The sequence below is a fragment of the Paraburkholderia sp. BCC1886 genome, assembly GCF_900996245.1.
Lineage (GTDB): Bacteria > Pseudomonadota > Gammaproteobacteria > Burkholderiales > Burkholderiaceae > Paraburkholderia.
Genome location: NZ_CAAJGK010000042.1, coordinates 106,955 through 123,315, shown reverse-complemented (window position 1 = coordinate 123,315; position 16,361 = coordinate 106,955). Strand labels below are relative to the sequence as shown.

Annotated in this window: 15 protein-coding genes; 5 read left to right on the top strand and 10 right to left on the bottom strand. The window is 61.8% G+C overall.

Going from position 1 to position 16,361, the window contains the following annotated elements; genetic code table 11:
* Window positions 1-27: 27 nt before the first annotated feature.
* A complete protein-coding gene (locus tag FQ746_RS12890) occupies window positions 28-888 on the bottom strand; it encodes an SDR family NAD(P)-dependent oxidoreductase (RefSeq protein ID WP_144109771.1) in 861 nt (286 codons plus the stop codon).
* A gap of 193 nt (window positions 889-1,081) precedes the next feature.
* Complete coding sequence (locus FQ746_RS12885) at window positions 1,082-2,026, bottom strand: LysR family transcriptional regulator (RefSeq protein WP_144109770.1); 945 nt, start codon at window positions 2,024-2,026, stop codon at window positions 1,082-1,084.
* Window positions 2,027-2,252: 226 nt separating this feature from the next.
* On the opposite strand from FQ746_RS12885, the gene FQ746_RS12880 reads away from it, so the two are divergent.
* From FQ746_RS12880 to FQ746_RS12865, 4 genes are all read left to right on the top strand, one after another.
* Window positions 2,253-3,689: an NAD-dependent succinate-semialdehyde dehydrogenase gene (locus FQ746_RS12880; RefSeq protein ID WP_144109769.1), complete on the top strand. Its 1,437-nt coding sequence runs from the start codon at window positions 2,253-2,255 to the stop codon at window positions 3,687-3,689.
* Between the two features lie 14 nt (window positions 3,690-3,703).
* Window positions 3,704-4,075, top strand: a complete 372-nt coding sequence (locus FQ746_RS12875; protein ID WP_144109768.1) for a carboxymuconolactone decarboxylase family protein — start codon at window positions 3,704-3,706, stop codon at window positions 4,073-4,075.
* Window positions 4,072-5,073 carry an NAD(P)H-quinone oxidoreductase gene (locus tag FQ746_RS12870; protein ID WP_144109767.1) on the top strand — a complete coding sequence of 334 codons (1,002 nt, stop codon included), beginning with the start codon at window positions 4,072-4,074 and terminating at the stop codon, window positions 5,071-5,073. The genes FQ746_RS12875 and FQ746_RS12870 overlap by 4 nt, the downstream gene beginning before the upstream one ends.
* 240 nt (window positions 5,074-5,313) lie before the next feature.
* Entirely contained in the window at window positions 5,314-8,493 is a 3,180-nt protein-coding gene (locus FQ746_RS12865; RefSeq protein ID WP_144109766.1) for an EAL domain-containing protein, read from the top strand.
* Window positions 8,494-8,544: 51 nt separating this feature from the next.
* Here the strand turns inward: FQ746_RS12865 and FQ746_RS12860 are convergent, their stop codons facing one another.
* Window positions 8,545-9,339, bottom strand: a complete 795-nt coding sequence (locus tag FQ746_RS12860; protein ID WP_144109765.1) for a hypothetical protein — start codon at window positions 9,337-9,339, stop codon at window positions 8,545-8,547.
* A gap of 391 nt (window positions 9,340-9,730) precedes the next feature.
* Window positions 9,731-10,108 carry a winged helix-turn-helix transcriptional regulator gene (locus tag FQ746_RS12855; protein WP_144109764.1) on the bottom strand — a complete coding sequence of 126 codons (378 nt, stop codon included), beginning with the start codon at window positions 10,106-10,108 and terminating at the stop codon, window positions 9,731-9,733.
* A gap of 105 nt (window positions 10,109-10,213) precedes the next feature.
* Here FQ746_RS12855 and FQ746_RS12850 point away from each other — a divergent pair, with 105 nt between their 5' ends.
* Window positions 10,214-10,948: an SDR family NAD(P)-dependent oxidoreductase gene (locus FQ746_RS12850; protein ID WP_144109763.1), complete on the top strand. Its 735-nt coding sequence runs from the start codon at window positions 10,214-10,216 to the stop codon at window positions 10,946-10,948.
* Window positions 10,949-11,048: 100 nt separating this feature from the next.
* Here FQ746_RS12850 and FQ746_RS12845 read toward each other — a convergent pair whose 3' ends face one another.
* The 6 genes from FQ746_RS12845 to FQ746_RS12825 all read right to left on the bottom strand — a co-directional run bounded on the left by FQ746_RS12845 (window position 11,049) and on the right by FQ746_RS12825 (window position 16,351).
* Window positions 11,049-12,185, bottom strand: a complete 1,137-nt coding sequence (locus FQ746_RS12845) for a sensor histidine kinase (protein WP_186310724.1) — start codon at window positions 12,183-12,185, stop codon at window positions 11,049-11,051.
* A gap of 245 nt (window positions 12,186-12,430) precedes the next feature.
* Complete coding sequence (locus FQ746_RS35195) at window positions 12,431-12,553, bottom strand: hypothetical protein (protein WP_260854013.1); 123 nt, start codon at window positions 12,551-12,553, stop codon at window positions 12,431-12,433.
* A gap of 121 nt (window positions 12,554-12,674) precedes the next feature.
* Entirely contained in the window at window positions 12,675-13,682 is a 1,008-nt protein-coding gene (locus tag FQ746_RS12840) for a sterol desaturase family protein (RefSeq protein WP_144109762.1), read from the bottom strand.
* Window positions 13,683-13,733: 51 nt separating this feature from the next.
* Complete coding sequence (locus tag FQ746_RS12835) at window positions 13,734-14,744, bottom strand: beta-propeller fold lactonase family protein (RefSeq protein ID WP_144109761.1); 1,011 nt, start codon at window positions 14,742-14,744, stop codon at window positions 13,734-13,736.
* Between the two features lie 369 nt (window positions 14,745-15,113).
* Entirely contained in the window at window positions 15,114-15,917 is an 804-nt protein-coding gene (locus FQ746_RS12830) for a class II aldolase/adducin family protein (protein ID WP_144109760.1), read from the bottom strand.
* A gap of 2 nt (window positions 15,918-15,919) precedes the next feature.
* Complete coding sequence (locus FQ746_RS12825; protein WP_144109759.1) at window positions 15,920-16,351, bottom strand: ExbD/TolR family protein; 432 nt, start codon at window positions 16,349-16,351, stop codon at window positions 15,920-15,922.
* Window positions 16,352-16,361: the final 10 nt, after the last annotated feature.

Sequence of the window (16,361 nt, the reverse complement as noted above, 5' to 3'; positions counted from 1 at the left end):
CATACCGCACAGACCGCACAGACGGTATTAACGCCCGCCGTCTTCGAGACCTTCCAGTGCCAGCTTGCGCGTAGCCGCGTCGACCCGGGCGACGAGTTCCGGGTCGAGCGCACGACGGTTCGGACGCACCGCTTTGCGGTCTTTCACGTAGCAGCCGGTGATATCGGCCCACCTGGGTGCAAGAGCGACATCGAGCGGCGTGTCGGCGCCTTGCTCTTCCGTACGGATGAACGGCGCCATCAGGCGCCATGCGAGACCGATCAAACCATGCTCCCGAATCAGCCCGGTCGCGACCGCGCCGGGATGGACCACATGAGCGACTACGCCCGAGCCGCGCAGGCGTTGCGCCAAGTCGAAGGTCGACATCATGATCGCAAGCTTCGACTGGCCATAGGCGCGCACCATGCCCCAGCCGCGAACGAGTTCGAGATTATCGGCATCGATCTTTGCGCGATCCGACGTCGAGGAACCCACGTTGATGACCCGCGATGGCGCGCCCGCTCGCAACGCGGCTTCGAGTTCATGTGTGAGGACATAAGGCGCGAGATGATTCACCGCCAGCACGCGCTCGTGGCCTTCGGCCGTGGTCTCCCGACGCGCGGTGAACATGCCCGCATTGTTGACCAGCAGCGCAATACGCGGATGTCGCGCGGCTATCTCCTGACCTGCGCGCTGCGTCGCGGCCAGCGAACTCAGATCGGCCAGTTGCACTTCGATGCTGCAACCCGGCACCTGCTGCGTGATCCACGCAGTAGCGGCCTCCGCTCGCCCGGCATCGCGCGCGATCATCACCACGTGATGCCCGGCACGGGCAAGTCCTAATGCGATCCAGCGACCAATCCCGCCGGTAGCGCCGGTGATGACGGCGACTATGCGCGTGCTTTCCATTACAGGCTCTGCTGGAAGCGAGTCCGGGCCATCTACGTCCACGTCGCGTTCGTCCTTTAAGTTGAAGATACTCACATCTCGCCACAGGCGGCGGTGACAGCATCGGGCATCGTTGTGTCACGCACCAGGCATCTTACCTTCTCGACTTCGCCATCGACCCACCGGTCATCGCCGGACATCGAGGGAACCGGCTCTATGACACGTCGCTCGCCGGTATCCCCAGTTCCTGCGCATACGCCAGAAGCTGATCGCCGACGCAGGCCTTCAGCGTCTCGACAAACCGCGCGATTTTCGCATCGACGAATTGCCGGGACGAATAAACTGCGTACACATTCCGTGCGCCGGTGAAATGCCGGGGCAGCACGCGAACAAGCGTTCCCTTGCGCAGATCGTCAATGGCGCAATAGCCCGCGAGCAATCCGATTCCCGCGCCGGCACGCAGCGCGACGGCCATGGCCTCCATGTCGTTCACGCTGAAATGCGCCCCGGAAGGCCGGTGAATATCCGTGCCGCCGGGATGTTCGAGATGCCATTCGTCGGGGGCGTAGTCCACGGTGCTCAGCAACACGCACTGATGGTCGCCGAGATCGTCAGCTTTAGTCGGCGCGGGATGCTGCGCCAGATACGCCGGCGAGGCGACCAGAACGCAATGACTACTGCCGATCCGCTGACTGACATAAGCGGAATCGGGCAACGTGCGGGCGATCACGATAGCCAGATCGAGCTGTTCCTCCAGCAGATTAGGCATGCGTTGGGAGAGCAGCATATCGACCGAAACATTGGCGTACTTCTGTCGGTACGCGAGAACCGTCTGTGTCACGAGATCACGCCCAAGACCGGGCACGGCGTGAACCCGTAGCGTTCCGCGTGGCTCGAGCAGCGCGTCGCGCGCCTCGGCTTCGGCATGGTCGATGTCGGCGAGAATCGCGACGCTGCGGTCGTAAAAACGCCGTCCCGCATCGGTCACGACGAGCCGTCGCGTGGAGCGTTGCAGCAGACGCGTATCGAGCCCCTCTTCGAGCATCGAGATAGCGCGCGAGACATTGCCGACCGTGGTGTCGAGGTGGTTGGCCACGGCGGTGAAGCTGCCCATCTCCACGACTCTCACGAACACCGACATGTTGTAGACCTTGTCCATTCCGACCATCCTCCCTGAGCTTCGATGACTCTTCCGGCGCACGCCGCATCATACCCACATGCTTTCTTCGTGGAGGCCCAGGCGTCGACCCCGAAACCCCGACCTGCAGCATTTTCCCTCTGGCGGAAAGAATCATTCTTTCCAGCCGGTCTAAGTGAAAAGAGCCTTCGCTCCTAGACTTCGTTGCGCACTCAGGCACTCCTGAAACACACAACGAAGGAACAACATGAAACCCGCTTACGAACCGCTGTACCTGTTCATTAACGGCGAATGGATAGCTGCGCAAGAACGTGACACCGCTCCCGTCGTGAATCCCGCCGACCGGCTTGAACTGGGCCGCGTGCCGCTCGCCACCCATGCCGATCTGGAACGCGCCCTGTCCGTGACACAAGACGCGTTCACGGTCTGGCGCAAGACGGTGCCCGCCGAACGCGCCCGCGTTCTCAAGCGCGCCGCCGATCTGATGCGCGAGCGTGCGCCGCGAATTGCCGAACTGATGACGCTTGAAGAAGGCAAGCCGCTCAGCGAGAGCCGCGACGAAGTGCTGCGCGCGGCGGATTACTTCGAGTGGTTCGCGGAGGAAGCGCGCCGCATCGACGGCCGCGTGGTGCCGTCGAATCGTCCGGGCGTCCAGCAACTGGTGAAGAAGCAGCCGATCGGTCCGGTGGCCGCCTTCACGCCATGGAATTTCCCCGCCATCACGCCGGCGCGCAAGCTCTCGGCGGCGCTGGCAGCCGGCTGCAGCGTGATCATCAAGCCGGGCGAGGAAAGCCCGGCCACCGCGCTTGCACTGGCCCGCGCGCTGGACGACGCCGGTCTGCCCAAAGGCGTGCTGCAAGTGGTATTCGGCGTACCGGACGAGGTCTCGGGACAGTTGATCGCATCCCCCGTCATCCGCAAGGTCACGTTCACGGGTTCCGTGCCGATCGGACGTCTGCTGTCGGCGCGCGCCGCGGCCGGCGTCAAGCCCATCACGCTCGAACTCGGCGGCCACGGCCCGGTACTGGTCTTCGACGACGCCGACGTCGAAAAGGCCGCTGTCGAGGGAGCGGCCAACCGCTTTCGCGGCACGGGCCAGGTCTGCATCTCGTCGACGCGCTTCCTGATCCAGCACGGCGTCTACGACCTATTCGCCGAACACTTCGTGCGGGCGACGCAGGCACTCGTGGTCGGCGACGGGATGGACCCGGCCACTCAGGTCGGCCCGCTCGCCAACCCGCGCCAGCTCGCGAAGATGGAAGAACTGGTGGCGGATGCCGTGGCACGCGGTGCAACCGTGCTGGCTGGCGGCAAGCGCATCGAGCGCGACGGTTATTTCTTCGAACCCACCGTTCTCGCCGACGTGCCGATGGACGCCCGTGTCATGCACGAAGAGCCGTTCGGTCCGATCGCCGTGCTGATGCGCTTCGACGCACTCGTCGATGGCCTCGCCGAAGCGAATCGTCTGCCCTATGGTCTGTCCGCCTACGCCTTCACGCAGGACGCACGCACCGCGATCGACGTGGGCGACGGTCTGGAAGCGGGGATGATCGGCATCAACCAGTACCGGATCGTCTCAACCGAACTTCCGTTCGGCGGCATGAAGGAAAGCGGCCACGGGTCGGAAGGCGGCGCCGAAGGCATCGGGTACTACCTCACGAACAAGTTCATCAGTCAGGCCTGAGAAGGATCGCAATCATGTCCCACCCAGACTTCAGCAGCCCGCGCGAAGCGGCACGCGCGTTTACGCCCGATCTCGCGGCGTTCGTCGATACCACGCTCTATTCGCAGATCTGGAGCGATCCCTCGCTCTCGCCGCGCGAGCGCAGCCTCGTGACGGTGGCGGCCCTGATCGCGGGCGGCCATCTCGACGAACTGCCTGCCCACTTGCGCCGCGCCGTAAGCAACGGCGTGACTCGCGAACAACTCGCTGCTGCCATCACGCACCTCGCGTTTTATGCCGGATTTCCCGCGGCAATTTCAGCGTCTGCCGTCGCGCAGGCAACGCTTGTTCAGACAGACGCGCAGGCGTCGGAATCGAATCGGTCAACCGGAGAATCGCCATCATGAAAGCCATCACATTCACGGAGTTCGGCGAAGCCGGCGTGCTCGAACTCACCGACGCACCCATGCCGGAAGTGCGCCCGACCGATCTGCTGGTGCGGGTGCAAGCCGCCGGCGTGAATCGCGCCGATCTCACGCATCGCAAGGGCGGCTATGGCCGCCCCAATTTCGGCGACTCGACCATCATGGGCCTTGAAATAGCCGGCGAAGTGATCGAGGTGGGTCACGAGGTGCAGGGTTATGCCGTTGGAGACCGCGTGATGGGTGTGGTCGGTGGAGGCGCCTACGCAGAGTTCGCGCGCATCGACTGGCGCATGGCGATGCCGATTCCCCGGGCGCTCGACTACGTGCACGCCGCCGCAATCCCCGAGGTCTTCGTCACCGCACACGAGGCGATGCTGCACCTGGGCGGACTGCGGCGCGGCGACTCGGTCCTGATTCATGCGGCAGCGGGCGGTGTCGGTTCCGCCGCGGTGCAACTGGCCTACGCGACGGGCGCGCGGGTCTTCGCGACAGCCGACGGCAACAAGCTCGAACGCGTCGTGCATCTGGGAGCGGAGGTGGTTATCGACTACCGCACCGAGGATTTCGCCGAGGTCATCGCGAAGACCACGAACGGTCGGGGGGTCGACGTCGTGGTCGACTTCGTGGGCGCACCCTACTTCGCGCGTAACCTGGCGACGCTCGCCAACGGCGGCCGGCTGATCCAGGTCGGCATCCTCGGCGGTGGCGGACAAGTCGCGGTCGAACTGGAGCAGATCCTGTATCGCCATCTGCAGATCAAAGGGACCGTGATGAAGTCGCGCCCGCAAGCGGAGAAACACGCGATGGTAAAACGCTTTCGCGAACATTGGCTCGACCGCTTCGACGGCGGCGCCCGTCTGGAACCGGTCGTGGACAGCACGTTTGCGCTCGCCCATGCAGCCGACGCACATCGGCGCATGGAGTCGGCGGCCAATGTCGGAAAGATCATCCTGACCATGGAAGCAGCCGATCTCGTGTGAGGATCCTCTGGCCGGGTGCACGAACCCGAGATTTACGCACTACCTTGTAGCGTTTCCGGCACCTCGCTGGGGCGTTTTAAGCGGAGGCTAAAGAAGTCCTGAAACAGGTCGTTAGCGTTATCAGGGGCCAATCCCCACGCCGGACTGATTCGGGTCCGGCGTCCTCGCATGGAGAAACGCTGTGATACGTCTGGCTTACCGCAATTGGGTCGAGCGCTATGCGATCGGACAGCAGCGGCCATGAAACCGAACCTGTTCTTCCGGTCCCTCGGACGCCTGCGCGTCGGTCGCAAGCTGCTGCTCATCTATCTGCTCGACCTGAGCGCGGTGGTGTTCATCAGCGGCATCCTGATCCACGAAAAATACATCGCCATCGACTTCTCCAAAAAGGAGCTGATCGGCAACGCCTACGTGGTCGCCGCTCATTCCGCGCTGATCGACTTCGCACTGGCGGGAGCCGGTCGACCGCAAACACCGGCGCAGCTGAAGCAGACCGCCGACCGGCTCGCCGATGCCGAACGGCGTCTGGGTGCGAACATGCAAAGCGCCGAGATCAACGAACGCGTGCTCGACGCGCTCGCCGCCAGCGCCGCCCCAGGCGCAACGGCGGTGACCGTGGACGGCGGCGTCGAGGCGACCCGCGCGCTGATCACTCGGGTCGGCAACCAGTCGAACCTGATTCTGGATCCGGACCTCGACAGCTACTACTCCATGTCCCTGTCGATCCTGCGCTTCCCCGAACTGCTCGGCGACGTCAACCGGATCGGCCGTCATCTGCATGCGGCCGGTGCGAGTCTTCGCACCGCGGGGTCGGGCCACGACGAGACCCGGACCCGTTATCTCGTGCTCGAAGGACAACTCGACGCGGTATTGCAGGGGCTGCGCTCCGACTATGCGGAAGCCTCGGCCGCCAACGCATCGTTGAGAGGTCCGATAGGCGCGCCGATTGGCCGGATGCTCGCTGCGATCGATACGTACCGGCATGTGGCGGGCACGGTGGTGGATGCCGGCCCCGATGCCATCCAGCTCGCCGCGCTCGACACTGCGCAGCAGCAGGTGGTGACGAGCGTGAGCGATGCGTGGAGTGCCACCAGCGACCAGCTTGAAACGCTGCTCCATGAACGGATTCGCGGACTCTTCGAACGGATGTGGCTGCACCTTGGCACCGCCCTCTTCCTGCTGTGCGGGATTCTGAGCATGGTGTACTTCGTCGCGCAGCAGATCTCGCGACCCCTGCGCCAGCTCGCGCGCGTGATGGATACCGTGCGCCGCACCGGCGATCATTCGTTACGCGCCAACTGGCAGAGTCAGGACGAGATCGGCCAGCTCGTTCGGGGCTTCAACGACATGCTCGAACAGCTCGACCGCGAACGCGACGTGCAAAAGGAACTCGCGGCGACTGCGCGCGCATCGGCCGCGCAACACGCGCTCGTGGAGGCGACCCCGGTGCCGATGGTCGTCACCGCCATTCCGGGACACGAGGTGCTGCACGCAAACCGGCCGGCGCTGTCGTGGCTCAACGGTTCAACGGTCGATCCGTGGGCTGCGAGTCTCGACTCGGAAGTACGCGCACGCTTTTTCCAGCAGCTCTCCGATCACAACGCGGTCAACGAATTCGAGGTCTACTGGAAAGGCGGCAGCGAACCGACCTGGGCGATGCTCTCCGCGCGGCGACTCGATTTTCAGGGCCGCGACGCGGTGCTGACCGCGTTCACGCCGATCAAACAGATCAAGCTGATGGAGCAGCGTCTCGAGTTGTGGGGCAAGGTATTCGAGTCGTCGTCCGAGTCGATCCTGATTCTCGATGCGCAACGACGACTCGTGACGGCCAACGCTTCGTTCTACCGCTCGACGGGTTATCGAGCCGACGACGTGGCCGACACCGTGCCCACGTTCCTCTTCGACGCGCAGCAGCAGGAAGACATATTCCCGTCCGTGATCGATTCGGTCGACCGCCTGAGCGTCTGGCATGGCGAAGCCCAGGTGCGTCGACGCGCGGGCAGCGACTACCCGGCATGGCTGATGGTCAGCGCGGTGCGCGACCGGCGGGCAAACCTGTCGCACTACATCTGCACGCTAATCGATATCACGGACCGCAAGCGCAGCCAGGCCCGCATCCAGTTCCTGGCCGAGCACGACGTGCTGACCGAACTGCCGAACCGCGAGTTGTTCGTGAAGCGCCTTGGCGTCGCACTCGGCAACGCGCGACGCGCGGGGCGACGCGTGGCAGTGCTGTTCATCGATCTCGACCGGTTCAAGAACATCAACGATTCGCTGGGTCATCATATTGGCGACAAGCTGCTGCGCTCGGTCGCGGGCCGGCTCGTGCAAGCCGTGCGCAGTCACGACACGGTGAGCCGTCTGGGCGGTGACGAGTTCACGGTGATACTCGACGGCGTCAGCGACGCGGCCGACGTCGCTCGCACGATCAGGGACCGGCTGATGCCGCTCGTGCGGCAGCCGCATGAACTCGGCGAGACCGCGTTGCCGGTGTCGTGCAGCGTGGGCGTCGCACTGTTTCCGGATAACGGTGAAGACATCGAGACGCTGATGCAGAACGCCGATGCCGCGATGTACCAGGCCAAGGGCGCGGGCCGAAATCTGGTCAAATTCTTCGCGCCAGAAATGGCCGAGGTCGCGCGCGTGCGACTGCAACTCGAAGCGTGCCTGCGAAGCGCCATCGCCAATCGCGAATTCTGGCTCGAGTACCAGCCGTGCATCGACGCGCACACGGGCGAGATGGTCTCCGTCGAAGGCCTGCTTCGCTGGAAGAGTCCGCAGATCGGCGTGGTATCGCCCGCACAGTTCATTCCGGTGGCGGAAGACACGCGGCTCATCATTCCGATTGGCGCGTGGGTGATCGAAGAAGCCTGCCGGCAGATCGCCGCATGGGACGCCGAGCGGTTGCTGCCGTTGCGCGTGTCGATCAACCTCTCGGCCATCCAGCTACGCGATCGGGATCTGGTGACGACCCTGGCAAACAGCCTCAAACGCCATCGCATCGCGCCGGCGCGTCTTGAACTCGAAATTACCGAGACCGTGTTGATGGACAACGCGGAGAATTATCTGGAGACGATCAACGCCATTCGTGCGCTGGGCGTCAAGCTGTCGCTGGACGATTTCGGAACCGGCTACTCCAGTTTGAGTTATCTGAACCGCTTTCCGCTCGACCGGCTCAAGATCGATAGGGCGTTCGTGCACGACATGCTGGATGCACCCGCCGATCTCGCGATTATCCGCGCGATCATCGAGCTTGGACACCAGTTGAGCTTGCGGGTAGTGGCCGAAGGTGTCGAGAACGAGCACCAGGCGCATATTCTGCGGACCATCGGTTGCGATGAATTGCAGGGCTTTCTGTTTTCGAAGGCGCTACCTGCGGACGAATTACAGTCGTGGACGAATCTGCGTGCGGTAGCGTGAGGGAGGCGCGTTCTGCGGGTTGACTTGAACGCGCCATCTACGGTTCCTACATCAATCCGTCGCAACGGCATTCGGCTCCGCGAGTTTGGCGCGCTGCATCGTGACCAGGCGCCTCGTACACCACTGCACGGTCATCGCCAGAAACGAAGCCTCGGCGAAGGCGAGCAGTGGCCGCTGGTAAGGCAGCGAAAACGACAGCAGCAGACAGAATGCGGCAAACGAAAACCTGCCAAGCACCATGCCCCGCAGCAGCGAGATCACGAAAGCCGGTCCGTGCGCGCGGTGTGACGACACGGATAAAACGATTCCGAGCAGTGGGAATACCGCGAGCAAACCGCTCCATGCAGGACCCGCCCAACCGGATATCCACGTTACCAGCAGTGTCAGAACCGCGCCGGCAAGCATTCTGCCGATCAGGTCGGACACGCCAAGCGGCGCACCGGCAGCGACCACCGTGCTACGCGGCAGGAACGACTGGCCGAAGCACACAGCAGTGAGAGCGGCCGCCGTGGCCCAGACAGGTGAAACCGGCAACAGCGATAACCCCCACGCAGCGATAAACCACGTCATGAGGCCGACACCGAGTGCGACCGGCCACGAACGCGATCGACAGGTCCATGCATAAGCGAAGTTGAATGCTTCGGACGCGAGGATGGCGGAAAGGGATAGCGTGGCGGCACGCGCGCCGAAGCTCGCGCCATGAGCGAGCACGAGGATGAAGAGAATCGGACCGGCAACTACCGGTAGCCCGGCTAACCATCCGGCAATGGATGGCCCCCACCATTTGCCCGACATCGATACGACAAGGAGAAATAGCGGGACAAGCGTGAGTTTGAGCGCGAGCATGCCGGAATCGATTCAATTTAAATTGCGATCATACATTCGTTTTTTTATGCGGTTTTCTTGATTTGGTAGTGGTCTATTAGCGTTCCCCCTGTGCGGGGGGCACCTACTTTTCTTTGCCGCCGCAAAGAAAAGTAGGCAAAAGAAAGCGGGCTCAAACCGCTAACTTTTAAGCGGCAACCGCGCGAGGTCTTTGGTAGTGGTACATCTGGAATCCGTGCTCCCGCACATTCCGCTCTTGTGACAAGGCAGTCATTCTTCCGGCAGCGCTTCGCGCGCCCCCGGGTCGTTCTTGGAACCCTCGGTTTTTTTTGCCTTCCGTCGTTTACCCATCCGCGACGCACGCAGTGCGGAGTGGGCGAGGCACCGGATTTCAGATTCATCCAATTCAGACTCAGGTGTCGATGCTCGATCGATCACGCTCGACAAGCAGGTCCACCATGTCCGCCATGTTCTCGGTGCCCCATGTGCACAACGGAACGATTCTGTCGGCAAGACTGCGGCCGAGCGGAGTCAGCGCGTAATCCACCCGCGGTGGCACCTCCTTGTAGTCGGTTCGCACCAGCACGCGATCGGCCTCGAGTTCCTTCAGTTGCTGGATCAGCACCTTGGCGCTAACACCCTGGACGTTCCGCTTGAGTTCGCCGTAGCGCTTCGGGCCGTCGAGCAGAAAGTACAGAATCAGCGGTTTCCACTTCCCCGCGATGATGCTGAGCGTGGCGGCAAGACCGTAGGAATAGCGGCCTCCGCAAGTCTGTGAGCAGTCGGTCATTTGCATGGTTACCTAAAGGTGCATACTTGTCCGCAGGTTATCAGAACCTCATACTGGTCTCAAGCAAGCAGTTCCCTGCTTCCGTACTCTCAAAGGATGCTCGACATGACCAGACTCAACGGGAAAACCGCTGTCATCACCGGAGGCGCGACCGGCATAGGACGCGCCGCGGCAAAGCGCTTCATCGACGAAGGTGCTTTCGTCTTCATCTACGGCCGTCGACAGGAAGCGCTCGAGGCCGCGGTCACCGAGCTTGGACCCAATGTCCGCGCAGTAACAGGCTCCGTCTCGGATGAGGCCGACCTCGACCGGCTCTATGCGCAGGTGAAAGCCGAGCGCGGAACCCTCGACATCGTCTTCGCCAATGCCGGCGCGGGAAGCCAGATGGCGCTCGGCAAGATTACCGGGGCGCACATCGACGAAACCTTCGACACCAATGTGAAGGGCACGATCTTCACCGTGCAGAAGGCGCTGCCGCTGATGGGCGAAGGCGGCTCGATCATCCTGACCGGATCGAGCGCCGGGACCACGGGCGCCCCGGGTATGACCGCCTACAGCGCGAGCAAGGCGGCGGTACGCAATCTCGCGCGGACCTGGGCGGAGGACCTGAAGGGCACCGGCATCCGGGTCAATGTGTTGTCGCCCGGGGCGACGGCGACCGAACTCGCGAAAGAAGCTTTGGGTGAGGAAGGACAGAAACTGTTTGCCTCGATGACGCCGCTCCAGCGCATGGCCGATCCGGCTGAGATAGGCGCGGTGGCCGCCTTTCTCGCTTCGTCTGACAGCAGTTTTATGACCGCCAGCGAAGTCGCTGTCGATGGGGGGCTTGCGCAACTCTGAGGTGGGACACAGGGCCGGACGGGTCCGGTGTCGATGCCGGACTCCCGGCCCTATCAAAACCGCGCCAATCAGCATGCATACCTCCCTGCTGCGTCACGACCTATTTGCTGACCACCCCATGGCGCGGAAGACTGATGGTGAATATACAGCCCACGTTGAGTACCACGCGCACGCTCAATACACCGTCGTTGAGTTCGACGCTGCGCCGCGCGATCGATAACCCCAAGCCCAGCCCCGACCTGTCGGTCCCAAACTGCGTGAATGGCTGAAACATCTGCTCGGCCATTCCCGGCGCTAACCCGCCACCATGATCGGCGACATCGATCAGGATCCGGTCCGACGCCGCATAGGCGGTGAGACTGACTTCAGTATTGGGGCGGGTGAACTTGAACGCATTCTGAAGCAGGTTGCCAACTGCGGAATAAAGCAGGTCGCGGTCGCCGTGTATCGCAAGAGTGGCATCGACTGCCGGCACGATTAGCTTGCATCCGCGAACTTGCGCGGCGAGATCCGCTGCATACGCGACTTCGCCGATAAAATCCGCTACCGAAAAAACCTGCCATTTCCCGCTCCTGGGTCCTGGCGGCCGTACATCGTCGATCGAGCTGTCGATCACCTTCTCGAGGCGGCCAAGCGCGCGTTCGAGCACCGTACCCGTAGCACCCAATACCGGGAGCCCTCCTGCTTTTATGGCCGCAAACGCGAGTTTGGCCACGTTCAGGTGATCGCGAAGCTCGTGCGCGAAGAGCCCTCTCCTCTCGTTCTCTTCCGCCGAGAATTCACCTGCTACGTTGAAGTCTCGCTGATAGCTGAACTCCTTCACTGCGTCTGCTATCGCGTTGTCCAGACAACGATTGAACGTCCGGTATTCCTCTACTGTGAACGGCGCATCCCGCTCATGAGCGAGATCGGTGAGGGTCTGACAGAGATCGCCGTAGTCATGGACCACTTCATCGATGGTGTAACCCAAACGAATCAGGTCACGCCCGTGGAGCGCTGCCGACACACCCAGCTCGGAGAAAAGTGAATCGCCTCCAGCCGAACCGGACACGCGTAATGCGTCCTTGGGCCGGCCCGATTGCTCGAATTTAAGCACGTGAATAAGCTGATCGATCAGCTTCGGGATGCCGTTTTCGAGCTGGTCCGCCGAGGCATCGCGTGCAAGCCGGACAGATACTCTCTCCTGACATCGTGCGATGAGTTCCGCCCTGTTGTTCGTTAGAAAATTATGCAGCATCGCGTTTCCTTGGCCTTTTACTGGCGTCGGGTTTAAGCGGAACGCCGAATTCGCAACAGGGATGTTCGCGGCGCCGACCTATGAAAGTCGTCACCGTTCGATGTCGAAGAAATCGCGGCTCGTCGGAAAGGATGGGGGCCGCGCATTACCAGGCGGCCTGCGCGGCGCGCGCGTCTGCATTCTCTGCAAAGCTGCAGCTGATGCCACGACAAGGCCCGGCCGGAAATCGACGGTTCAGAAGTGGACTATTTGACGAGATCGTGGACGACCTCGGAGACGGTCGTGCAGCACTTTCGGGAAAGGCCTTCGACCAGCGTGGTCCGGGCCAGAATGCGTTGCACTCGCTGGCCGTTGTTAAAAGGGCTCATCGGCGACTGCTGCGTCGACTGTATACCTAAATGACGTAGCACGTTCGCCATTTCGGGCCTGGTAGCACCAGCGGTTCAGTGCGAGGCTGACGCGCTTACCGCGCGTACCACCCCACCGCCTTCACTCCGCCCCATCGCTTGCGTAGCGCCTCTTCCCGCGAAGTCTCTCCACGATGCGCCCGAACGCGAGCCACTGCTGCGCGATCAACCCGTCTCCATACGAACGTCCCGAGCCGTGCGGCTGAGGCAACTGATCGCGGATACCGGTCGGCTCGACATCGCGGTTCCACGAAGCGGTGCGGAACATCATGTCCCACCATGGAAACAGCACGCCGAAATTGCAGCCGTAAGCGGTCCCTTCGTGGCCATAGCCCACCGCATGGTGCCGACGATGAAAAACCGGGCTGACGATAATGCGTTCGAGCAGCCACCCATACTGCAGTCGCGCATTGACGTGCTGGATACTCTGCATGAAATTGCTGAGCGCAATGAGTGTCACGAACTGCGTGGGCGGCACACCGATAAACAGCGAGATAGCCGCGAAGAACGCAGCCTGGATGATGTCGTCCAGGAAGTGATTGCGGTCGTCGTTCCACATCGACATCTGCTGCTGACTGTGATGGACCGCATGCAGTTCCCACCACACGCCAAAGCGATGCTGCCACCGGTGATACCAGTACCCGGCGAAATCGAGTATCACGAGGTAGATCACGAAGGAGACGATCCCCTGACTGGTCACGCCCGGCCACAGGTTGTCTATATCGATGCTGGGAATGCCGTAGATCGAGATGAGACTCTGCCAGTGATCGAACAGCGGCTGTAGCAGAAAGAAGAACGCAATATTGATGATGCCGAGCCGGGCAATCCACGTGTAGACCACATCGGATCGCAGCGCCTTGCGGTTCTGCCAGTCTTCGAGAGGACGCAGCGCTTCCAGCGGGCGCAAGACCGCATACATCCCGATGATTTCGAACACGCCGATGATGACCCAATACAGCGCGTCATAGGTGTCTTCGTCGTATCCCATCAAGCCGAAACGAAAGAAAAACGGCTGCACCACATCGATATACAACAGCGTCTGCAATGCGGACACCATGTTGTCCAGTTGCGTGACGACTTGATGGAACATCAGAAACCTCGTGAATGACAGGTCATGTATTGCTTGCCTGGCAAGCTGCGTTCAGTCCGGGTTCGGCGAAATGACCGGTGCGCGATTGTCGAAGAAGATGCCATGCGGCGAGCGGCCAACCGCAATGGTCTCGATCAGCTTGCGCGTGCTCAGGTCAATGATGCCGACATGCTTTGCAAAGCGGAACCCGACCCATAGATAGCGTTTGTCCGGTGTTAGTTCCATGTCGTCGGGTCCGGGCATCAGCCCGGTGATGTCGCCCGCGTTGGTCAGCGTGGTGTAATCGATGATGCTGATCGTGCTGTCGACGCGATTCGAGACGACCACGTGCTTGCCGTCGTCGAGATTGCGGAAGTTATGCGCACCTCGACCCGTGTGGATTTTTTTGACGATCTGCTGCTTGTGCCAGTCGACGACCGTCACGTCGTCCTCGCCCGTCATGCCGACCAGCAGGTATTTGTCGCCAGGCGTCATCCACAGGCCGGCCGGCTCGTTACCCACGTGCATTTTCCACAACACGGTTTGCGTCGGCAGATCGATTGCCGCGAGTTCGCCGGAATCCTGCAGCGTCATGAACACGGTGCGGTTGTCGGAGGCGAACGTCATGTGGCTCGGCGTTTTCGCGAGCGGGATGCGTTTGACGAGCGTCAGGTTCGTGCCGTCGTAGCGGTAGATGTCGGCACGATCCATGCGCAACGCCGCAGTGACGAACCATTTGTGATCCGGGGAAAATCCCAGTTGATACGGGTCTTCGATCCCTTCGAGGGTACGCTGCAACTTGCCCGTGTGCGGGTCGACGAACATCAGGTTGTTCGACACGGAATTGGCGACGAGAAGCGAGCGCCCGTCGGGCGTGATCATCAGATGATGCGGTTCCTTGCCGGTCGGCTCGGTGCCGACCACCTTGTGCGTGGACTCGTCGATGAGCGTCAGTTGCGCGCCAGCGGAATCGAGGACGATGACGTTATCGGCGGCATGGGCAGGGTTCGTTACGGCCAGCATTCCGAACAGGGAAGCGGCAAGCGCTCCGATCCGGATAGTGGAAACGAATGAAGATGGCATGGGGATCGTAGTCACGTGGAAAGATACATTGAGGCAGGATGCAAGGAAGATGTCGGCAGTTCGTTAGCCGACGTCGGGCCTGTCACCTGTCTAACGTTCGAACCACTGCTGCCGATGACAATGAATTGCCAATCTTCCTGAAAGCCGGCGCAGGTAGGATAAGCCGCGGAGCAGCACACATCCCGAGGCACACACTCTATCACTCTATCTTCTGAAGCCAGATGAGCACATACATCCTCCTGGGCGGCGGATTGAGCATTGCCCTACTTATCGCAATGTGGGGTATCTGGCGACTCAGGTAGCAGACAGGCGCCGGGCAGAGACCAACGTGGCTGTTTTTCCGAGCGGATTGCGCCACCCGGTAATCCGTCAGTCCAGCAACTTCGGCTGCTCCGCGACGATACTCTGGTACAACGGCTGAAAGTTCAACCAGCCCGCGTAACCCTGCACCCGCGCCGCAATCGCTTCGGCACGCTGATCGCTGAGCGATTCCGGGTCCGCACCCATCGATTCGATAAACACCTGCTCGCGACAGACTTTCTCGAGCGAGATAAACAGGTAAGCCGCCTCGTCGACCGTTTCACCCACCGTCAGCAAACCGTGATTCTTCAGCACGACGGCCTTCTGGGCGTCGAGCGCGCGCCCGAGCAATGGCCCTTCGCCGTGTTCGAGCGTGTCGTACACGACATGCCGGCCAAAAAACACCGCTGCCTCATGAGACAGCGGACGCAACTGTCTGCCAAGCGAGGACCAGATCTTGCCGAACTGCGAATGCGTATGGACAGCCGAGACGACGTTCGGCTGCGCCGCCAGGATGGCAGCATGCAGCGGAATGCCGCCCGGATGCAGATAGCCGTCACCCTCGAGTTTTTCGCCGCGATAATTCGTCCGGATCAGGCTGCTCACGGTGATCTGGTCGAAACTGACCGCAAACGGATTGATCCAGAACTCGTCGGGATGCTCCGGATCGCGGGCCGAAATATGGCCCATCACGCCTTCCTCGAAGCCATATTTTGCAAATAGCCGGAACGCCGCCACGAGTCGCTGCTTGCGATAGTGCCGCGCTTCTTCATAGGTTTCGAAAACAGGCTGTTGCGGCCGTGCGAACGTTGCGGTTTCCGCGAAGGTAATGGTCTGTGTCGTCATCGTTGGGCTCCGGTTTTCTGATTGCATGCTCACTGCAAATACTGTTCGTTGCCGACCAACCCGATCTTCGTCGCGCCCGCCCGCTGCGCCGACGCGAGCACACTCGCCACGCTCCTGTAGGGCGCAAGCCGGTTCGGCAGCAGATGAATTTCCGGCTGATCGGCCTCGGCAGCGACCGCGGACATGTGCCGGGCCAGATCGGCGTCGTCCGCGACCGGCGCGCCGTTCCACTTCACCAGTCCGTTGGCGTTGACATCGACCTGCACGACCGGCGGCGGTGCGCTCGGCGGCGGCGGATTGTCCACCGGCAGATTCATCTTCACCGAGTGCATCTGGATTGGAATCGTGATGATCAGCATGATCAGCAGCACCAGCATCACGTCGATCAGCGGCGTGGTATTGATGTCGACCATCACCTCCGGCTCGCCACCCCCACCGCCCGACGATACGTTCATCCCCATGTTTCGACTC